Origin of the sequence: Neobacillus niacini, from assembly GCF_000759675.1 — a bacterium.
GTDB lineage: Bacteria > Bacillota > Bacilli > Bacillales > Cytobacillaceae > Neobacillus > Neobacillus niacini_A.
Window position 1 is genome coordinate 199,694 of record NZ_BAWM01000086.1, and the last position, 17,442, is coordinate 217,135.

17 protein-coding genes are annotated in these 17,442 nt (G+C 37.0%); 9 read left to right on the forward strand and 8 right to left on the reverse strand.

Annotated features, from left to right (window positions below; genetic code table 11):
- Window positions 1-24 precede the first annotated feature (24 nt).
- From TR08_RS21305 to trhO, 3 genes are all read left to right on the forward strand, one after another.
- Window positions 25-444 (forward strand): DoxX family protein, encoded by a 420-nt coding sequence (locus TR08_RS21305; RefSeq protein ID WP_045521724.1) that lies wholly within the window; start codon window positions 25-27, stop codon window positions 442-444.
- 19 nt (window positions 445-463) lie between these two features.
- Window positions 464-1,246, forward strand: coding sequence for a DODA-type extradiol aromatic ring-opening family dioxygenase (locus tag TR08_RS21310; RefSeq protein ID WP_045521726.1), 783 nt, complete (start codon window positions 464-466; stop codon window positions 1,244-1,246).
- 312 nt (window positions 1,247-1,558) lie between these two features.
- Complete coding sequence (gene trhO / locus TR08_RS21315; RefSeq protein WP_045521727.1) at window positions 1,559-2,506, forward strand: oxygen-dependent tRNA uridine(34) hydroxylase TrhO; 948 nt, start codon at window positions 1,559-1,561, stop codon at window positions 2,504-2,506.
- A gap of 42 nt (window positions 2,507-2,548) precedes the next feature.
- Here the strand turns inward: trhO and TR08_RS21320 are convergent, their stop codons facing one another.
- Window positions 2,549-3,700 (reverse strand): glycoside hydrolase family 18 protein, encoded by a 1,152-nt coding sequence (locus TR08_RS21320; RefSeq protein ID WP_045521729.1) that lies wholly within the window; start codon window positions 3,698-3,700, stop codon window positions 2,549-2,551.
- A 181-nt stretch (window positions 3,701-3,881) separates the two neighbouring features.
- Between TR08_RS21320 and TR08_RS21325 the strand changes: the two genes are divergently transcribed.
- The 5 genes from TR08_RS21325 to TR08_RS21345 all read left to right on the forward strand — a co-directional run bounded on the left by TR08_RS21325 (window position 3,882) and on the right by TR08_RS21345 (window position 9,727).
- Window positions 3,882-4,991, forward strand: coding sequence for a metallophosphoesterase (locus TR08_RS21325; RefSeq protein ID WP_045521730.1), 1,110 nt, complete (start codon window positions 3,882-3,884; stop codon window positions 4,989-4,991).
- A gap of 292 nt (window positions 4,992-5,283) precedes the next feature.
- Window positions 5,284-5,580 (forward strand): 4a-hydroxytetrahydrobiopterin dehydratase, encoded by a 297-nt coding sequence (locus TR08_RS21330; RefSeq protein WP_045521731.1) that lies wholly within the window; start codon window positions 5,284-5,286, stop codon window positions 5,578-5,580.
- Between the two features lie 27 nt (window positions 5,581-5,607).
- Complete coding sequence (locus tag TR08_RS21335; protein WP_045521732.1) at window positions 5,608-7,335, forward strand: aromatic amino acid hydroxylase; 1,728 nt, start codon at window positions 5,608-5,610, stop codon at window positions 7,333-7,335.
- Between the two features lie 166 nt (window positions 7,336-7,501).
- On the forward strand, window positions 7,502-8,413 hold the full coding sequence (locus TR08_RS21340; RefSeq protein ID WP_045521733.1) for a CBASS cGAMP-activated phospholipase: 912 nt from the start codon (window positions 7,502-7,504) through the stop codon (window positions 8,411-8,413).
- 129 nt (window positions 8,414-8,542) lie between these two features.
- Complete coding sequence (locus tag TR08_RS21345; RefSeq protein WP_045521734.1) at window positions 8,543-9,727, forward strand: DHH family phosphoesterase; 1,185 nt, start codon at window positions 8,543-8,545, stop codon at window positions 9,725-9,727.
- A 55-nt stretch (window positions 9,728-9,782) separates the two neighbouring features.
- On the opposite strand, the gene TR08_RS21350 is transcribed toward TR08_RS21345, so the two are convergent.
- Window positions 9,783-10,043: a DUF2533 family protein gene (locus tag TR08_RS21350; RefSeq protein ID WP_045521735.1), complete on the reverse strand. Its 261-nt coding sequence runs from the start codon at window positions 10,041-10,043 to the stop codon at window positions 9,783-9,785.
- 134 nt (window positions 10,044-10,177) lie between these two features.
- Window positions 10,178-10,474, reverse strand: a complete 297-nt coding sequence (locus tag TR08_RS21355; RefSeq protein ID WP_045521736.1) for a hypothetical protein — start codon at window positions 10,472-10,474, stop codon at window positions 10,178-10,180.
- Window positions 10,475-10,693: 219 nt separating this feature from the next.
- Here TR08_RS21355 and xerS point away from each other — a divergent pair, with 219 nt between their 5' ends.
- Window positions 10,694-11,779 carry a tyrosine recombinase XerS gene (gene xerS / locus TR08_RS21360; protein ID WP_045521737.1) on the forward strand — a complete coding sequence of 362 codons (1,086 nt, stop codon included), beginning with the start codon at window positions 10,694-10,696 and terminating at the stop codon, window positions 11,777-11,779.
- Window positions 11,780-12,361: 582 nt separating this feature from the next.
- Here xerS and TR08_RS21370 read toward each other — a convergent pair.
- The 5 genes from TR08_RS21370 to TR08_RS21390 all read right to left on the reverse strand — a co-directional run bounded on the left by TR08_RS21370 (window position 12,362) and on the right by TR08_RS21390 (window position 17,426).
- Window positions 12,362-13,465 (reverse strand): GerAB/ArcD/ProY family transporter, encoded by a 1,104-nt coding sequence (locus TR08_RS21370; RefSeq protein WP_045521739.1) that lies wholly within the window; start codon window positions 13,463-13,465, stop codon window positions 12,362-12,364.
- Between the two features lie 23 nt (window positions 13,466-13,488).
- A complete protein-coding gene (locus tag TR08_RS21375; protein WP_045521740.1) occupies window positions 13,489-14,589 on the reverse strand; it encodes a GerAB/ArcD/ProY family transporter in 1,101 nt (366 codons plus the stop codon).
- A 177-nt stretch (window positions 14,590-14,766) separates the two neighbouring features.
- A complete protein-coding gene (locus tag TR08_RS21380; protein WP_045521741.1) occupies window positions 14,767-15,867 on the reverse strand; it encodes a GerAB/ArcD/ProY family transporter in 1,101 nt (366 codons plus the stop codon).
- A gap of 138 nt (window positions 15,868-16,005) precedes the next feature.
- The gene (locus tag TR08_RS21385; protein WP_238579209.1) at window positions 16,006-16,230 is read right to left on the reverse strand and encodes a hypothetical protein; all 225 of its coding nucleotides are present in this window, start codon (window positions 16,228-16,230) and stop codon (window positions 16,006-16,008) included.
- A complete protein-coding gene (locus TR08_RS21390) occupies window positions 16,227-17,426 on the reverse strand; it encodes a Ger(x)C family spore germination protein (protein ID WP_045521799.1) in 1,200 nt (399 codons plus the stop codon). The genes TR08_RS21385 and TR08_RS21390 overlap by 4 nt, the downstream gene beginning before the upstream one ends.
- Between the last annotated feature and the right edge of the window lie 16 nt (window positions 17,427-17,442).

Here is a 17,442-nt window from a genome sequence, read left to right on the forward strand (position 1 = left end):
TATTTAAGGAGAGGTAGAAATATAATGAAAAAATTCGAAGCAAGTACATTAATTTTACGTTTAGTATTAGGGGTTACGTTTTTTGTGCATGGATTAGTGAAATTCCAAGGCGGGATTGAAAATATCGTTGGCTGGTTTGATTCAATCGGTTTACCAGGTGTTCTTGCCTATGGAGTTGCCCTGTTAGAACTGGTTGGGGGAATTGCTTTAATGGTTGGTTTAGGAAGTCGAATTGTATCAGCATTATTGGTTTTATTAATGCTTGGAGCGATTGTCAAAGGGAAATTAGCAGTCGGCTTTTTAGGTAATGGTCAAGGTGCTGGTTGGGAATTAGATTTAGCACTACTAGTTATGGCATTATTTATTGCGATTAATGACAGTAAAATGTTTGCTTTAGACAAAGTTCTTTTCAACGGTCAAAAAAACGAGACACAATCACTTTAATTCAGGAGAGTGAAGTACAATGATGCCATCACTTTTTATCGCTCATGGTGCACCATTGCTTGCCATTGAAAACAATGAGTATACTCAATTTTTAAATCAACTGGGCAAGTTTTTACCACGCCCAAAGGCAATTGTTCTATTTTCCGCCCATTGGGAATCTAAAGCACAAAAAGTAAGCGAAGTAGATCAATATGACACCATATATGATTTCGGTGGATTTGACCCAGAGCTATATACCATTAAATATCCAGCTCAAGGATCACAGGAAATCTCTAAAGAAATCATCGATTTGTTTGAAGAAAATGGTATATCCTTTGATGTAGAAACGAAACGCGGCTTGGATCATGGCGCATGGGTTGTCATTCGTTTACTTTACCCAAATGCAGATGTTCCTGTCATAGCGATGTCTGTTAATCCTACTCTTACTCCAGAAGAACAATACAAAATTGGAAAATCTCTTGCAGCCTTGCGTGCTAACGATGTATTAATCATCGGCAGCGGGGGAACGGTTCACAACTTAAGAGCTGTGAGTTGGGGAGACGATGGTGAAGTACATCAATGGGCACTCGAGTTTGATGATTGGTTAGCTCATCATCTTCATACATGGGATACAGATTCATTGTTTAAGTACGATTCACTTGCTCCAAATGCAGAATTTGCCGTACCGAAGTATGGAAATGAGCACTTTGTTCCTATTTTTTACGCGATGGGAACAGCAGATGATAATCGAAAAGCGAAGTTAATACACCGCAGCTACAGGTACGGTAACTTAAGTCATAGCGTATGGCAATTTGGAGAATAACATAACGTCCCAATTGGTGATTTATGAGGATATCTACACGTTTTTCGGATATATCTACAAAATTTTGGTCGATAACTACACATTTTATAAGGATATCTACACAAAATCATGAAGTATCTTCACGCTTTTTAAATATATCTACAAACTATCCATCAATAGGTATCCTACCCAATTAAAATCTACGGTAGGATGCCTTTTTATTTTTAAAAAAGGGAAGAATAATTCTAATTAATTGAAATATATGTGTGATTTTTGATATAATAATTCGGTTATTAATATAAAGTGTGTATAATAGTTAATAAGGTGGTAAATATGAATCAAGAATATAGAGTGTTATTGTATTATAAATATGTCACAATTGAGAATCCTGAGGAAGTTCAACAGGAGCACCTTCAGTTTTGTAATGAATTAGGTCTAAAGGGTCGGATTATTCTTGCTTCAGAAGGAATTAACGGTACTGTGTCAGGTACACCTGAGCAAACGGATGCGTATATGAAATACATGGATGAACACCCGCTTTTTGCAGGTACCATTTTTAAAATTGATGAAGCAACCGAGCATGCTTTCAAAAAAATGCGTGTTCGTCTAAGACCAGAGCTTGTTACTTTACGACTAGAAGACGATGTTGACCCTCATGTCACAACAGGAAAGCATCTAAAACCAAAAGAGTTTTTCGAAGCTATGCAAAGAGAAGATACCGTTGTGATTGATGCTCGGAATGACTATGAATATGATTTAGGTCATTTTAGGGGCGCTGTTCGCCCGGATATTTTAAATTTCCGTGATCTGCCAGACTGGATTAGAGAAAATAAGGAAGAATTCGAAGGTAAAAAGATACTTACTTATTGCACAGGCGGCATTCGCTGTGAAAAATTCTCTGGCTGGCTACTAAAAGAAGGATTTGAAGATGTTTCACAATTAGAAGGCGGTATTGTTACTTACGGAAAAGACCCAGAAGTTCAAGGAGAATTATGGGATGGACAACTTTATGTGTTTGACGAGCGAATTAGCGTACCAGTCAATCGCAAAGAGCAAGTTGTTGTCGGGAAGGATTATTTCACTGGTGAGCCTTGTGAGCGTTACGTAAACTGTGCAAATCCTGAGTGTAACAAAAAGATTCTTTGCTCTGAGGAAAACGAACACCGCCATTTACGAAGCTGTTCGCATGAATGCAGAACACATCCACGAAATCGCTATATTGCTCAGCACGGTTTAAGTGAAGAAGAAGTAAATGAAAGATTAATGAATTTAAAAGCATAAGAAAAAGGCTGCACGCTCAAAGTATGAGTATGCAGCCTTTTGTTATTTCTTAGCCAAGACATCGCTTGATTTAACTAATTCATCGTATATCACGGTTGTTAAGCTATGAGCGCCTTTGCTGTCATGTCCGGCTTCCCACAACATCATCCCTCCGAAGCCGTGACCTAATGCTAAATTCGTCTTCTTTTTAATTGTTTCAACACCATTGTAATGATAAGTTGTTCCGTTCATACTCACCGTGTCATTCGCAGCATTTGCAGGATCTTGGTTGATGATGGCCGCATAGGAAACCTGTTTAATAGCAGGGTCTTCGGGTTGAGCATAAAAAGGAACACCTAAAACAAGCTTTTCTTTCGACAGATTGTTTTGATCAAACAGATTTGCCCAATAGTTTACTATTTTCTCCGTAAACGGATAAGGAGATAGATTAGCTGCATTGTATCCGCCATCCCATTGGCCGTCATAAGCCATTATATTAACATGATCGACATACTGGAAAGTAGAAGGTTCATAAACGACAAAGCCCATTTCGGTGCCTGTCACCGCATGAATTTTTGCATAAACGGCAATCGATAGTTCTTTTCCTTTAGGATGAAGTTGATCGCTTAGCTCCTTCGCAAATGCAGCCAAGTTCGCTGCGTCCGCTTTTGAACGTGGGTGCTCAAAATCGATATCAATACCATCTAGTTGTTCACGGTCTACAATACTTGTAAGTTCATTCACTAGTCTTGTTCTAGATTCAGGATTGCTGATGGCTGCTTTAAATGGCTCGTAGGATTCTCCGCCATTAATATGAAACCAGCCACCTACCGCTAAAATTACTTTTGTATCGTATTTGTCAGCTTCTTTAACCATCGTTCGTAAATTATTGATGGCTGAATCACCATTTAGCAATATACCTCCATCCGGCGTCGGATGAGCAAACGAGAAGATTACGTGTGTTAACTTGGAATAATCAACCACATTAGGATCACGAAAATCCTGTACATAGCCCAATAATACTTTAGATTCCTCTAAACTTTCCTCTGGGATCGCTTTTTCTTCGAGATTTTTTACTGATTTTGAAGCTTTTTCTATATTAAGCGGTTTTGACGCTTGTTCTGTTTTATTTGTTGAATATAAAACTCCTGTAAAAATTCCTCCTGTAAAGGTAATTAGGATTACCAGGGCTAGGAGGATATTGCGTTTCTTCATAGATTGTATTCCTCCATATTATTCTCTGACTTTAAAATTGTATCAAAAAATGGAGGGAAGAAGTGCTGGTAATATCCGCCTTGCAAATAAATGGTAAATTACTAGTCTTAATTTGTTGTTAATCAAGCACAAATAATGTCTAATAATAGTAAGACTTCTAATGTAAAGGGGATTCACTTCTGTGTGGGCTGTTGGAATAGGGATTATCTTACTATATAATTTATTGATATTTTACATTGGGTATAATATTTGGGTATGGTTGAAACACATTAGTGGTGATCGAAAGAGTATAAAAATTATTTTCTGGGTTGCACTTATTATTTTCGCGTATTCTTTTGTTTTTTCACGCTGGCTGGATGAGAGTTTATTTTTCACATGGCTTGGTGCCATTTGGCTTTCGTTATTTTACTTTTTAATATTGTTGCTTCCAGTGGCCAATATCGCAGTTTTTATAAGAAGATTTACAAAATTACCGAAAGAAAAATTCATCAAATGGACCGGATATTCTATTTTAGTTATGATTGTATGTGCATTCTCCTTCGGGGTATATAATGCCTACAGTCCTAAAGCCAAATTGTATCAGATCAATATTCCAAAACAGGTAGAAGGGAAACAAAGCCTAAAAATAATCATGGCTTCGGACATGCATTTCGGAGATTTATCAGGGAGCGGGCAGGCAAAAAAACTAGTTGAGTATATAAATTTTCAAAAACCTGATTTAGTCCTCTTTCCAGGTGATATTATCGATGATGATATCACACCTTTTCTTGAAGAAGGAATTCCAGATATTCTAAAGAAAATCCAGGCGCCTGTTTATGCTTCTCTAGGGAATCATGATCGGGATGACGTGGATCTTGTAAAGATTTTTAATAACAGTGGTATGAAGGTATTAGATGATGAGGTACTGAACCTACCTGAAGGAATTGTTCTTGTGGGCAGAAAAGATAAAGGATATCAGGATGTTGTCAGAGCTGAGCTTTCTGCCTTAATGAAGCAGGTCGATAGTATGAAACCTGTTTTTCTTCTTGAGCATCAGCCCTATGATTTAGATATCGCCGAAAAAAATGGGGTGGATTTGATTTTATCAGGTCACACACACCGAGGTCAGGTGGCACCAGGCAATCTGATCACGAATATGATTTTTGAAAATGATTGGGGCTATCTGAAAAAAGGTGAACTCCAATCGATTGTTTCATCGGGCTATGGTGTCTGGGGACTGCCGCTCCGAATTGGAACTCGTTCAGAAATTATCCAAATTAACGTAACGTTTGATCCTTTAAAAAAAATATGATTGTAAAAAATCCATCTGATAAAACATAAAACAGGTGGATTTTCTAATAGCTGTTATTAAAATTTGATTATATGGAGGAGGAATCACAACTATCTGAAGGATGAACGTTTTTCACCCCTCTGCCTTAAAAGAGTCCAATCACCCTCCCATTGGTGATAATAAAATGGAGTATATTTATGTTTGGACGTGAAATACACGGATAATTTTTTCATCCTGCAATAGTATTATAGTGAAGCTAGTTTTTTGATAGATAAAAATGAAAGCGCTTCATTACCATAAAGGAGAGAAGCAAATGGATAAATTATTGCCTTCTGAGGTACAGGAAAAGTTATCCTCCGTTCCGAACTGGAGATTAACGGATGAGAACTGGATTGAACGAAAGTTTCGTTTTCGCGAATACCTGAGAGGAATCGATTTTGTTCAACAAGTGGCTAATCTATCTGAGCAGGTTAACCATCATCCATTTATATCAATAGACTATAAAGTCGTAACATTACGAATTTCTTCATGGAATGCAAGGGGTTTAACAGCATTGGATTTTAAATTAGCCACAAAATATGATGAATTTTATTTACAGATGAAAAGTTAATTTTCTTCTAGAGGGAGAGATTTCTATATGGGGGAAGCAAGGAAAATTCCGAGACACTTACAAAAGTATGTGGTCGATCAGCAATACGTAAAATACACACCGATTGATCATGCTGTTTGGCGTTATGTGATGAGACAGAACCATAACTATTTAAAGGATACTGCCCATCAAGCCTATGTTGGCGGGTTAAAGTCTTCTGGGATATCCGTTGAGAAAATACCAAATGTAACAGACATGAACAAAGCATTAGAGCCCTTTGGCTGGGGAGCTGCCAATATTGATGGTTTTATCCCAGGTGTTATTTTTTTCGACTTTCAAGCACATGGGATTCTGCCGATAGCCTCTGATATTCGTAAACTTGAAAATATTCAATATACACCGGCACCAGATATCATACATGAAGCGGCTGGTCATGCACCAATACTTTGCGAAGAAAAATTCTCTGAGTATGTAAAGCTATTTGGACAAATCGGTTCAAAAGCATTAGCCACAAGTGAAGAGCATGAGTTATTTGAAGCTGTTCGGACCTATTCCAATTTATTAGAAAGCGGAAACGCATCAAAAGCAGAAATAGAGGCAGCGAAAGCTAATTTTGAAGAAAAACAAACAGCCGTAACGGAATTATCAGAAGCAGAACAAATTTCACGTTTATATTGGTGGACTGTAGAATACGGACTTATTGGAAGTGTCGATCATCCACAAATCTATGGAGCTGGACTGTTATCTTCTGTTTCGGAAGGAAGAAACAGCTTAACAGCTTCTGTTAAAAAGATTCCTTTTGATCTGCAAAGTGTCATTGCAACCGGATTTGATATTACCAAACCACAGCCACAGCTTTTTGTATGTGACAGCTTTGAGCAATTAATCGATGCAGTGAATGAGTTTACTAAAACAATGGCCTTTACCGTTGGAGGGACGCAAGGGTTAGACAAAGCACTTCGTTCCAATCATACTGCCACGATTCAATATAGCTCGGGTCTACAGCTTACTGGAACATTACGAAGGATCATTAAGGATGAAAAAGGTGAAGCCATATACATCCAAACAGAGGGACCTTCCGCATTGGCCTTCGAAAATACCGAATTGAGCGGACATGGGAAATCTACACACCAAGATGGCTTTGGAGCTCCCATTGGAAGAATAGTAAACAGGATAAAACCATTTGAAGAGCTTAATGATGATGAGCTTAAAGAATTTGGAATAGAGGTAGGAAAAGAATCTACTTTAGATTTTGAAAGTGGTGTTAAGGTTATCGGAACTCCAGTACAATTGAATCGAACAAAGGGCACACTTTTGGTCATCTCCTTTAAGGATTGTACCGTTTCATTTGCTGATCAAACTTTATTCCAACCTGATTGGGGTACGTACGATTTGGCGATTGGAGAAAGTATTACCTCTGTGTTTGCGGGGGCAGCGGATTCTGAACAATTCTATGCGGACTTAGAGGAAGTTGAGACGAATCCGCTCGTTAAAAGAGAATTATCATTATTAGAACAGATGTATGGGAACGTTAGGAATTTCCGAGAAAATACGGATTCTGACATGGAAGCTGTTTTATCAGAAGTGATTGAAAAATTAACAACTCAGTTTAAGGATGATTGGTTATTAAGGATTGAAGTAATGGAGCTTTTGGTTAAACATAATCTGTTACCAGATAAACAGATCTTGCTTAAAAAACAACTGGAAGATATAAAGCTTTTACACGATGAATATCCTGTGTTAATTGAAAGAGGTCTTATGTTAACCAACGCCTAAAAATAATCATGATTAACAATAAATTGCCCATCGAAAATGCGTATATAAGGTTGGATCGATGGGCGGTTATTCTATGGAGAAACTAAAGAAGTAATATAATAAGTGATAAGTATAACGACGGAAGGGCAAACTTAAGAAAAAAGAAGGAATATTTAGGTGAAATTAAATGAAATTACTATGCATAGATGGCGGTGGGATCCGGGGGATTTTTGCCATTGCTATTTTACAGGCATTGGAAGAAGAAGTGGGTCATCCTGTTGGCAAGTTTTTTGATGTAGTTGCTGGTACAAGTACTGGGGCAATTATCGCCGCTTCAGTGTCACTAAATAAAAATATGAAAGAATTATTTGAAAGTTACAAGCACTATGGTGAGAAGATTTTTACTAGACAGGCAAAGGTTGGGCTATTTAAGAGTGTGTATAGTGACCGATCTCTAAGACATCTTTTAAAAAAAGCATTTGGTGAAGTGGAAATGAAGGATATTCAGAAGCCGCTTCTTATTCCAGCAGTTGACATAACCCACGGAAAACCTTTTATTCACCGCTCCAACTATGGTCATCCTGAAAGTGAAGATTTATCGATAAAACTTTGGGATGCTGTCCTATCATCCTGCTCAGCCCCCGTCTATTTTCCCCCTAACCAAATAGGGGATCAATACTTATCCATTGATGGCGGATTATGGGCGAATAATCCTTCATTAGTAGGACTTACCGAATCTATTCATTATTTTAATAAAACTATTGGTGAAATAAACATATTATCACTTGGCACAGGCTTACAAACTATTGATTTTAAAAACGACAATGAAAAGTATTGGGGGATAAGACAATGGCTGCCATTGCATTTCCCTTCGTTGAAGGTAACACCTAAACTTCTTGATTTGGCACTTCAATTGTCTTCAGAATCGGTATCCTATCATTGTCAGCTTCTTCTTAAAGAGCAATATCTTCGAATAAATGAAGAATTAGGAGAGGAAGTACCGTTTGATGAAGTGAAATATATGGATATACTTAGTGAATTAGGAAGAAGTGTTTTTTACAATCAGAAAGATGAAATCCTATCATTTATAGGAAATTAAAAACAAAACTCACACTTTTTGTAGTGGCGAGTTTTGTTTATTTAAGACCGAAAAAGGAAGCTATTTACTATTTGGTCAAGATACTAATTTTATGGATTTGAACCCATACTATTTTATGAGGTGAAGAACTTGTATAAACTGTTGTCTCATAATGATTTAGATGGTGTCGGGTGTGGAATCTTAGCAAAACTTGCATTTGGAGAGGATGTAAAGGTTCGCTACAATTCTATTTCAGGCTTAAATCGTGAGGTGGAATGGTTTCTAGAAAATGATGACAAGAAAACATTTTTGTTTATTACCGATTTGTCTGTAAATGAAAAAAATGAACAAAGACTTGATGAGTTTTATCAAAATGGGGGAAAAGTGCAGCTAATTGATCATCATAAAACAGCCCTGGAATATAATAACTATCCATGGGGACATGTTGTTGTAGAGGACGAGGAAGGGAAATTAACTTCAGCAACCTCATTATTGTATGACTATCTTATTGCACATCAACTTATTGAGTCATCAGATACAATAACTGAATTTGTCGAGCTGGTTAGACAATATGATACGTGGGAGTGGGAAAAAAATGAGAATCAAGAGGCTCAACGTCTGAATGCTCTATTTTTTCTTGTCTCGATTGATGAATTTGAAGAAAAAATGATCACTCGGCTACAGAATAGCGAACATTTTCATTTTGACGAGTTTGAAAAGAAAATAATAGATATGGAAGAAGATAAAATTGATCGCTATATTCGCAGGAAAAGGAGGGAGTTGGTTCAAACAGAACTGGATGGACTGTTTGCAGGTGTGGTATATGCTGAATCCTATCACTCAGAGCTTGGAAATGAGCTTGGGAAAGAATACCCACATCTTGATTATATAGCAATATTAAATATTGGCGGAAAACGGATGGGTTTCCGTACCATTCACGATCATATCGATGTTTCTCAGGTCGCGGGACAATACGGTGGAGGAGGGCATTCAAAGGCATCGGGATGCTCGTTAACAGAGGAAGCATATAAAAGCTTTGTGACTGAAACTTTTCATTTAGAACCAGTTCCAGAGGATGCGAGACGAAATCGTTATAACCTGAAAGAATCCACGTTCGGCACTCTGTATAAAAATAGAAGGGAAGATATCTACCTGCTTTACCAGGTAAATGACCATGAGTGGGCAATTGAACAAAATCATAATAGATTGGAGCAAACCTTTGCTAATTTTAAAGACGGGGAAAGTTACTTAAAAAGAAATTATGAAGTCTGGCTTGTAAAAGACGATGATTTTGTTAAGTACTTAATGAAAGAAGTAAGAGAAAATAAGAACTAAAAAAATCCACCATAGAACATTTGTTCTATGGTGGATTTTTTTACCAAGGAGTGGATTATTTTTTTTCTAATGAGGCTACATATTCCCGAACCATATCTTCTGTAACATTTTTTCTAAGTGATATGATTCGTAAATTGATTCTGTTCATTTTATTTGTCACTTCATTAATTTTATCTGTTGTATAAGGTTTCCCTTGTTTACATAATTCAATGGCTTCTTCAATATATTTTTCACGCAGCTCATCCAAAGCTTGAAACTCTTGGTAACTTTGATTTTGATTTTTCGCATGGTTAATTAAGTCTTTATGTACGCTCATGATTTCACTCCTCAAAAAAATAACTGATACCATCATACCATAATTAAAAAGGAAGGAGGTAAGTTTGTTATTTCTTTAGTTTAAGTGCTGACCTCATTCATTCTGAGGTCATTTGTGTTGTATGTTAAGGAAATTTATTTCATTTTAGCGATTTCCTCTGTCACAACAAATGCAAGGTCATCGTTTCCAAACAAAGATAAGACACCAAGGAGTGTTTCGTCACCAATTTCTCCAGCTTCATCTCTAGGTACCACTAATTCCATTGCTTCTTTTAAAGCCATGTTTGAAGACTGATTAGGGTAGGCACGTAAATACAATTCCTCAGGGTTAAGATTATGATTGATGCACCACTGAGCAAAAATGAGGATCATCATTTTTTCCTCGCCTTGATAGTTCTGAATGATTTTTTCTTCTAACTGTTTATGATTCATTAAGAAATCTCCTTTAAAAATATCATAAATCTATTATATAGGATTTACGTGATTCACAGAAAGGAATTTCAAAAGATTGAAGGGAAGAGGCAAATATGGTAAATATAAGACAAGAATTTTATCTAAAATGAGGAAGTATCTCTATTTCAGATAATTACGTAAAATATAAATTTGACGTAATTATGTATAATAGGTAAGATATAGAAGTGAGGTGATTTTATGGTAAATCCATCAAAACAAAATAATTTCTCTAAATTACAATTCCTTCTGAGCGAATTACCCTGGTATGTCGATGAATATATCAATCATAAATTAAGAAAGCTTTCGACTGCTTCCTTATTTAATTACTGCCATGATTACAAAATCTTTTTTAATTGGATGATCCGTGAGCAATTATTTATTGGAGTTGCAAAAGATATTCCCTTAGATCGTTTAGAGCAAATGACGGTTATTGAGATTGAAAGTTTTTTAAATTTCCTGCATTACGAATTAAATAATAAAGAATTAACTGTCAATCGGAAATTATCAGCTTTAAAGTCCCTGTTTAATTATTTGCAGAACATTGCTGAAACCCCTGATTTAAAGCCTTACATTAATCGGAATGTATTGGCGAAAATTGAATTTAATGAAGTCAAAGAAAACATAGAAACAAAAGCTGCTAAAATGGAAGGCAAAATTCTTCTTGGCGATGAATACGAAAAGTTCCGTTTATTTGTTGCGAATGATTACGGTGAATTAAACAAAGATAACAAAAAACTTTATAACTTTCATCAATTAAATAAAGAGCGTGATACGGCCATCATTTCGTTGATTTTGGGGTCTGGACTACGTCTTTCAGAGATAATTGGCATTGAATTAGATGATATTGACTATAAAAAGTACTGTGTAAGAGTCATTCGAAAAGGAAATAAAGAGCAATACGTCTACTTTAGTCAGGTGGCAATGGCTGATCTGCAGGAATATCTATCAGTGAGATCTGCTAAATACCAGGTTGAAAAGAATAATAAGGCTTTATTCATCGCAGCACCAATAGGTCCTAAAGGAAAAACTCGAAGACTTACTGCAAGATCTGTTGAAAAATTAGTAGAAAAGTATGCTACAGCATTTGGTAAACCATCATTATCTGTACATAAGCTACGTCATTCATTTGCAACAAGATACCACGCAGAGATCAATGATGTACCAAAATTACGCAGACAATTAGGTCATTCATCGATTCAAACCACGATGATCTATACCCATATTAAGAATGATGATTTAAAAATTGCTGTAGATAAAATGGATATGCCAAAAGAGCAATCATAACGAAAGTCAGCAGTAATAGCTGCTGATTTTTTTGATTTTATCAGTTTACATAATATTATTATGTTGATAATTTCGATGATATCTCAATATCCAAGTATACTTAAGATAATGAGACGAAAAAAGAAATTTTCGTATTAAGCTAATTAGTTTTAATCAAAAATTCCATAGTCATCTATAATCATTTTTTACAATTATATAAATTCTTATTAAAAAACTTCTTTTACTTTTATTTAGTTCCATTATTATTTATTACTCTCCTATCAACCCCAACCTAATTTTATCATTTTTTTCTACCTAACTAATTAACAGTTCATTTTAGATCCTCCTCCCTCCTATTTGTGACCAATTTCCATTGGCTGTAAAGCCAGGAATAAAAAAAATAATACCGGTAGCTATAATGGTTTGATACATTAAAATGGCCATTTGTAGGGATGATATTTTTCCTCTCTCCATTTTTTTATTTTTCTCCTGACTTTTCATATTTTGTAAACCCAATTCATGATGGCAATTTTATCTTAACCTATGCCCCCTGCTCGTTTCTGAATTGCCCTCCAACTTATTTTGCTGCTTATGTTCAGAAATTTATCCGTTTTGTTCCTTTTTCTTTTTTCCTTTACGGATAACGGCAATCATAAGCAGCGAAAGTGGGATTAGCGTTTGAAACACTAAAGACAAATATGGGAATCCTTTCAAAGTAGAATATTCAGTACTTTCCATTTGACTTGGGATACCCCAAAAGCTAATTATCATGGTCCATAATCCTAATGGAAAAACGACTGGCTTGTAGTCGGAAAGGTTCAGCCATTGGGCAGTACCGAGCACGAGACAATAATAGGTCACTGAGAATTTCACGAAGTTTCCTAATACCCAAATCGCCATGACCGCTGACTCTAAATTTTCAAGAAAATCAGCAATACTAACATATCGAGAAGCCTTTAGCAAAGGATAACTATAACTCGCAAGATTTGCTCCCAATAGAAATAGTACTAAGAGATTAACCATGACTAAAGTAAGCATCACGAAAAATACGGAGAAAATCCCCCACTTTCTTCCCTTTTCGATATCTGATAAGAAGGGTAGAAGGAATGAAATGAGCAGAAACTCGCCAAACCACGCCTGAGGTGCAAACGCACCCTTAATGGAAGGCATGATCCCATTTTCCATAATGGGAAAGATATTCTGCGGATGCAATTCAGGTAGTAATAGGAATATAGCAATCATAAGAGGAAGAAAAAAAACGGGAAAAAAAAGCTGGCCCAATCTCCCTATTGTTTCTAAACCAGTGTATACAGTAAAAGCACAAATGAGAATCATCGATGCAGTGACAACGCTAATGGGAGTTTTAGGAAGAAAGGCTCCCACAATAAATTCTGCATAAATTCGAATTCCGTGGCCATTCATCAGGGCAAAAAAGATTACATACATAAATCCTAGAATCTTACCTGAAATCCGCCCAATGGCCTCTTCACAATATTGAATAATCGTCTGATTTGGGTAGATATTGTGCAACTGAATTGCTGCATACACGGCAAGAAAACCGGTGAAGGAAGCCCATATTGGCGAAAGCCATAAATCATTCTTGGCAAATAGCCCTGTAATCGCAGGTACATTAATAATGGCAGTTCCCACAATCGTAGGATACATCATAATGGCCATCTGAAGGGATGAAATTTTACCTTTCTCCATCGTTTTCTCCTTTCCCGTAAAAGTCAGCTCAATTTAGATTTTTTACCCAATCTTTTTCTTACCACAGCAATCACCAACAAAAACAGAGGAATGACCGTCTGCATCAAAAATCCATAAATAGGAAATGCGATGATATCGTAACGACTAGTTTCCATTGCGCTCGGAAACGACCAAAAGCTAAATTCTACAAAAAGTATACCTAAAGGCCATATCACGGGCCGATAATCAGAGAGATTAAGCCACTGGGCAGTCCCCAATGCAGCCACATAATAAAACACCGAAATTTTAACAAACGCTCCTAAAATCCAAAGTGCCATGGTGACGGACTCCAAATTATCAAAAAAGTCTGCAAGACTAATATACCGTACTGCATTCATCACGGGATAAACCTTTGAGCTTGTCGTTTCTCCGAGCACAAAATAAACAGAAAGATTGACCACAACTAACGTCATCATAACAGCAAAAACAGACATCATCCCATATTTCATGCCTTTTTCTTGGTCAGCTAAAAAAGGGAGGAGAAATATCAATAGAAAAAATTCCGTAAACCATGCGCTCGGCACGATCGCACCCTTGATTGAAGGCATTATTCCTCCCTCAAACATCGGGAAAATATTTTTGAATTCAAAATCAGGACTCAATAAGGTAATTAGAATGATGAGACCTATTATTAAAATAGGGAAAAAGAGTTCTGCAACTCTTCCCAATACTTCTATACCACCGTTTACCACAAAGGCACAGAGGAGTACCATCGATCCCATGACGAGACTAATCGGAGTCTTGATAAGAAAAGAGTCAACAATAAATTCACCATAACTTCTGATTAGTTGACCTATGTTTGGAATATAAAAAAACAAGAATAAAAAACCAAGCATTTTTCCGCCGACCTTGCCCATAATCTGTTCACTGAATTGGATCACTGTTTGGTTCGGAAAAAGTTTGTGGAGCTGATGTACAATGTACACCGTTACAAACCCGATGAAAGATGCCAAAACGGGTGACAGCCATAAATCATTTTTGGCATATTTCGCAGTAATGGCTGGAACCCCGAGAATAGCAGTAGCCACAATCGTAGGATAGATCATGATAGCCATTTGAAGCGATGAAATTTTGCCTTTCTCCATCATCTTTCTCCTTTCTAAAATCTTTAAAAAAACAAAATCACACCTAAATCATGAGCTGATCACTTTTCCATGAACTAACCCCCGGCTAAAAATGAATTCTTATCCATTTAACAGTACATGCTATTCGAGAGATCGAACAATGCAGCACCCTCTGGTATCAAGGATGAAAAAATAAAGTCAGCTTGTTTTAGATTTTTTAACCAGTCTTTTACTTACAACCGAAATTACCAACAATAACATGGGAATGAGTGTCTGCATCATTAATCCTTGAAAAGGGAAGTTGACAAGATCATAACGCCCAAGCTCCATCCCGCTGGGAAACGACCAAAAGCTGAATTCTACCAAAAGAATCCCTATCGGCCATATAACAGGACGGTAGTCTGAAAGATTAAGCCATTGAGCAGTACCTAAAGCAGCGGCATAATAAAACACAGAGATTTTGATAAACGCACCTAATATCCAGACAGCCATGGTAATCGACTCTAAATTTTCAAAAAAATTGCCGACACTTATAGACCGAGATACATTCATCAAAGGATAAACCTTAGAGATTGTCGATTCCCCAAGCACCAAAAAAACGATAAGATTCACTACAACTAACGTCATCATCACAGCAAAAACAGTCATCATCCCATATTTCAAGCCTTTTTTTCCATCCGTTAAAAAAGGAAGGAGAAAAATCATAAGAAAAAATTCCGTGAAGTATCCACTCGGCGCAATTGCCCCTTTAATTGATGGCATTATTCCATCCTCAAACATGGGAAATAAATTTTTGAATTCAAAATCAGGACTCAATAAGAAGATTAAAATGATGAGTGGTATGGTAAAAGCAGGTAAAAACAATTGAGCAACTCTAGCCAATACTTCTAACCCTCCGAGCACGGCAAAAGCACAGAGTAAGACCATCGATGCCATGACAACACTTATTGGAGTCTTGACAAGAAAAGAGTCGACAATAAATTCACCATAACCTCTAATGATTCCTCCTGTGACTGGGATATAAAATGCTAAGTATAAGAAACCAAGAATTTTTCCAACTAACCGGCCCATGATTTGTTCACTAAATTGGATCACTGTTTGGTTAGGAAAATGTTTGTGCAGTTTATACGCTATATACACCGTCAATATCCCGATGAAGGACGCCAAAATGGGTGACAGCCATAAATCATTTTTGGCATACATTGCTGTAATGCTTGGAACTCCAAGAATAGCGGTAGCCACAATCGTAGGATACATCATGATGGCCATCTGTAGAGATGAAATTTTGCCTTTCTCCATCATCTTTCTCCTTTCCACGAATATTACAAAAAAATGCACGAGGCACCGCCTATCAATTTATGACTCAAAAGGGCTTGGTCCTGGAGATAGACAACGGTACTAGTCGAATCCTTTTACATTTGCGGTGTTGTTCAAAAATTACTGTTCCATAAACTTTCCAAATGGCTTAAAAAGAGCTTCAATCCATGTTGTGGGCCCTGCCATATTGGGGAGATCAAACATTGACAGCACCCAACCAATAAGGAGCAGCATGAAAAACGCCAATTTGTCTTTCTTAGAATTTTGTTTTATTTTCGGCCATTGAAAAATTATAATCAGAGCGACGATAACTGTTGTAGCAAAAAAGGCCCCCCATCTCATCATTTTTTCACCTCTTGTTCGGGCATTCCCCCAGGTTTATTGATATATCCCTGCCTCCGAACATGGGCTTGAACGTCAATAATCACTTTTACATCTGGAAATTTAGTTTCCCATTGATTTTCTATTTGTTTCCATTGTTTTGGATATTTCCGGTGAAATTCATCGGAAAATCCAACAATATCTGTTTTTAGTTCATGCTGAGTTTTCTTCAGAGCATATTCGATACGCTCTTTAATTCCCATTTGATATGCTTTTTCTAAAAGTTTAATGGCTTTTGGATCAGAAAAATTCAAATTTGTTCCGTTTTGCACGATTGCTCCCTCAGTATTTATCTTAACGAACATTTTCCATTCGTCACCTTTAATTCGTGGAATAAGTTTTACACGAGCCGAAACCGGATTTAAAGATACCTCCCCTTTTTGACTTTTAGGTTTAACATTTACTGTGTATCCTTTTACTTCTTTTCTCAGCCATAACACCCCTCTCGTATCACTTTCATTCAATGTTCCAATCATTTTATCTTTCTTGAATACGGCTGTTGCGAAAAGATCAGGATAATTATATGACTTAGCAAGGGTTTGCTTTTCTTTTCTAATTTTAAGGTATGGCAATGCTGCAACATGTGCATTACCTGTTAACATTTCGTCTAAATCTTGCATGGTTACTTGTATTCCCAGTTTTCTTTTAGATTGTTCCCGTATGGTTTCTCCTGAATACCGTTCTAGATAGCTGCTTAATTCAAGGAAACGCTTCGCATCTCCTTCACTCACATAGATAAATGCCCTTTCTCTTGGTTCTGGATGGCGAAGCAGGAAATCCATGTGCTCTTGTATTCCCTCCCTTGCTGCTTTTTCTCCAAAAATAAACACCTTGCATTGACCCCAAAAGACTTCACGAGGAAGTTGGGCTTGAAGTTTTGAAAGTGCATCGGCAATATTGTCTCCTTTATGAGAGGCTGCGAGTGTAATTTGTCCGCCGCCACCGCCACCACCGCCACCGCCACCGCCCCCCTGACCACCGCCCATGCTTAACGATTTAGGGATAAATAATTGAAGAGAGAGTTCGATTTGATTGTTCTCCTTTTTATCGATCGCTGCTGCTGTAACAATCGCCAAGTCATTCACTTCTGTTCGATCCCAGCACCCAGTTACAAAAAGGATTGAACCACAAAAGTAAAGCAAAAGCAGAGCGTTTCTCATTAAAAGTTGCCCCTTC

Bases quoted from the DNA above. Each gene is read 5' to 3' on its own strand.
- TR08_RS21390 (WP_045521799.1), bottom strand. From the start codon at position 17,426: ATGAGAAACGCTCTGCTTTTGCTTTACTTTTGTGGTTCAATCCTTTTT.
- TR08_RS21375 (WP_045521740.1), bottom strand. From the start codon at position 14,589: ATGGAGAAAGGCAAAATTTCATCGCTTCAAATGGCTATCATGATCTAT.
- TR08_RS21310 (WP_045521726.1), top strand. From the start codon at position 464: ATGATGCCATCACTTTTTATCGCTCATGGTGCACCATTGCTTGCCATT.
- TR08_RS21320 (WP_045521729.1), bottom strand. From the start codon at position 3,700: ATGAAGAAACGCAATATCCTCCTAGCCCTGGTAATCCTAATTACCTTT.
- TR08_RS21335 (WP_045521732.1), top strand. From the start codon at position 5,608: ATGGGGGAAGCAAGGAAAATTCCGAGACACTTACAAAAGTATGTGGTC.
- TR08_RS21370 (WP_045521739.1), bottom strand. From the start codon at position 13,465: ATGGAGAAAGGTAAAATTTCATCCCTTCAGATGGCCATTATGATGTAT.
- TR08_RS21355 (WP_045521736.1), bottom strand. From the start codon at position 10,474: ATGAATCATAAACAGTTAGAAGAAAAAATCATTCAGAACTATCAAGGC.
- TR08_RS21340 (WP_045521733.1), top strand. From the start codon at position 7,502: ATGAAATTACTATGCATAGATGGCGGTGGGATCCGGGGGATTTTTGCC.
- TR08_RS21305 (WP_045521724.1), top strand. From the start codon at position 25: ATGAAAAAATTCGAAGCAAGTACATTAATTTTACGTTTAGTATTAGGG.
- TR08_RS21385 (WP_238579209.1), bottom strand. From the start codon at position 16,230: ATGATGAGATGGGGGGCCTTTTTTGCTACAACAGTTATCGTCGCTCTG.
- TR08_RS21350 (WP_045521735.1), bottom strand. From the start codon at position 10,043: ATGAGCGTACATAAAGACTTAATTAACCATGCGAAAAATCAAAATCAA.
- TR08_RS21380 (WP_045521741.1), bottom strand. From the start codon at position 15,867: ATGGAGAAAGGCAAAATTTCATCTCTACAGATGGCCATCATGATGTAT.
- trhO (WP_045521727.1), top strand. From the start codon at position 1,559: ATGAATCAAGAATATAGAGTGTTATTGTATTATAAATATGTCACAATT.
- TR08_RS21330 (WP_045521731.1), top strand. From the start codon at position 5,284: ATGGATAAATTATTGCCTTCTGAGGTACAGGAAAAGTTATCCTCCGTT.
- xerS (WP_045521737.1), top strand. From the start codon at position 10,694: ATGGTAAATCCATCAAAACAAAATAATTTCTCTAAATTACAATTCCTT.